This is a genomic window from Pseudomonas sp. P4_C3, assembly GCF_056402075.1.
Genome location: NZ_JBFUIC010000476.1, coordinates 1 through 2,485 on the forward strand (window position 1 = coordinate 1; position 2,485 = coordinate 2,485).

A 2,485-nucleotide genomic window follows, 5' to 3' on the forward strand; every position below is an offset into this window, starting at 1 on the left:
CTCCATACCAAGTCATCGAAACCACCACTACGACTGCCAGCATCGACAAAAACGTGCTTGGTGAAACGTGGGTGGGGGCTGCCGCTGAGAAAATAGCGGCATAGAAGGCCATGGATTTAGGGTTGCCAATGTTCGTAACGACCCCCTGAATGAATGACTGCCGAAAGTTTCCGACGACAGCATTATTACAGGGGGCAAGCGCGCTCTTCCCGGCCTTGAGCAGCAGTCGGAATCCAAACCACATCAGATAGGCTGCCCCCAGAATTTTTACGATCAGCGCCGCCCAAGGGAACGCAGCAAATACAACGCCAATACCTGCGATTGCACAGGTGGCCCAGAATAAATTGACCAATACGATGCCTGCTACCAAGGCCAAAGCTTCTGACCGCGTAGCAGCTACCGCTTTGTGGACTACTGCAACGAAATTTGGCCCTGGAATAACGACACCGGCCAGGTAAACCAAAAAGACTGTCAAAACGGCGGGACCATCGATCATCTGCATTCCTTGCGAGTGTTGTGGCTAGGGACGGTCTTTCAGATCAAGGCCTCCCGCGGACTCAACGTACAACGAAATAATCATTCGATACAGGGCTTTTGAGCGTAGTTGTGTTTTTACACGCTCTCGGCCAAAAGCGGTCGTATGTCGTGAATGGTGCGCTCAGAATGTGGAGATCGAACAACACCCGATGCTGTGACGCAAAGCTGGGTATCGGTGCCGACGCTTTCAGCGACGTCGAGATAATGGTCAGGGCAGAGGTTGGAGGCTGGTTTTGACGGTAGTGACCACACGGTTACGGCCTTCGTGTTTAGCGTGATACAGGCGTTGATCGGCTGTACGCAGAATTACCTCGATAGTGTCGCCGTCGCGGCCAGATTGCGATACGCCGATGCTAACTGTGACCACGGTTGACCGCGGCAGGCCATGAGAAGAACTATTTGCAACGGTGCTTCGCAGACGCTCAGCGATTACGTGCGCGCCTTCAAGTGAAGTCTGAGGTAGCAGTATCATGAATTCTTCCCCGCCCACTCGGGCTACGCCGTCATATGGCCGGATCGAATCGAGGCATATCTCCACGAAACTCTTCAGGATGTCATCGCCAACCTGATGCCCGAAGCGATCGTTGATGGACTTGAAATTATCCAGATCGAGTGCCAACACGGAGAACGGCGCACCGCCGCGCGCGGTCCGGCCAATTTCGACTTCGACTCGCTCCATGAACCGACGCCGATTATCAGCACCTGTCAGTGGGTCGGTCGCCGCAAGGTGCCCGAGTTCTTGATTGGTGCGCTGGAGTTCCTGCAGGGCACTCTCGGTGTACGCCATCGCTTCGGCAAGACGCACCATTAACTCCTCTTGGCTGTAAATCTTCGAGAACGACCGCGTGGTGAGGAACGCTTGCACTACCCCATAGCTCAACATGAAGAATCCACCGGCGAAGATCGCATGAGCGAGCCACCACATATGGTTCCACGGACGTGCAAGGATGAAGGCGAAAGATGACAGCGCGAACGCGGTAACCGAGATGACAAAAATCATCATCAGCGGCGAACGGATACGGCGCAGCAGGAGCATTATCACGGTCAATGTGGAAAGAACGAGGGCACCACCTTCCATCGAGAGGCGCACCGCGAGATTGCCGGCGATCGACGAGTACGCAACGTACGCCACTGCCACGTCAACCAGCAGGAACAGTCCTATCCAGGTCAACCACGGGCGGGCCTTCATTCGTTGGTCCGCGACATCTGGTGGGCGGTGGTACGACAGCATTCCAACTAACAGCAGAATCGACATGACCAGTCGAGAGGCCGGTCCATAGAGCAGGAAGAGCCAGATATTGTGGTGGGCTTGCCCAGTGAACGCACCATGCAACGCGTAGATCAGTACAAAACCGAGAAAACCAAGCGTCATCCATCGCAGCAGCGGATCTCCCGATGACTGATAGCAGCGCCACGTTACGTAAGTAACAAACAAGCCTGCCAAGGTGGCTGTCGTGATCGCAACGATATGGAACAGGTGATTCTCGAATGTAAGGCTGGGGTCTTGAAAGAAGTATAAGTAGCCAATCAGATAGGCCGGAACCAACGAAAATCCCGCGAGCACCAAGTAGGCGTAAATCTTGACTATGAGGCGAACGGCTTCAGGTGGCTCGCCGGTGGCGATGAGATTGCTCATGGCTCCCTCCAATTTTAAATCCATTYAGCCAACACCGGACCGGTGTTGGAGGCGCCTACATGCCAACGGTCCCTCGCATCATTACGCAGATATGGGATGGACCGACCTATGGAATTTCAATTTTAGACTCCTTACCAACTTCTGCTGCACAAGCAGGTAAAAATGTTCACGCGAACGCAATTATCTAACAACGAATGTCTCGTTATTCTCATCGGCCAAGGGTTAGCTGTCCTTCCTGAAAATCAGGTGGACACCATCCCTGGACTAGCGGAGTCAGCCAGATGACTTTGCCGGACGCGTACAGTTAATTGC

Annotated in this window: 2 protein-coding genes; both read right to left on the reverse strand. The window is 53.9% G+C overall.

All coding sequences use genetic code 11. The annotated features are described in order from the left end of the window. A partial coding sequence (locus AC1DVH_RS29540) for a LysE family translocator (RefSeq protein WP_477756768.1) occupies positions 1-496 on the reverse strand: 496 nt, incomplete at its 3' end. Positions 497-745: 249 nt separating this feature from the next. Continuing rightward, a complete protein-coding gene (locus AC1DVH_RS29545; protein ID WP_477756769.1) occupies positions 746-2,173 on the reverse strand; it encodes a sensor domain-containing diguanylate cyclase in 1,428 nt (475 codons plus the stop codon). Positions 2,174-2,485 lie beyond the last annotated feature (312 nt).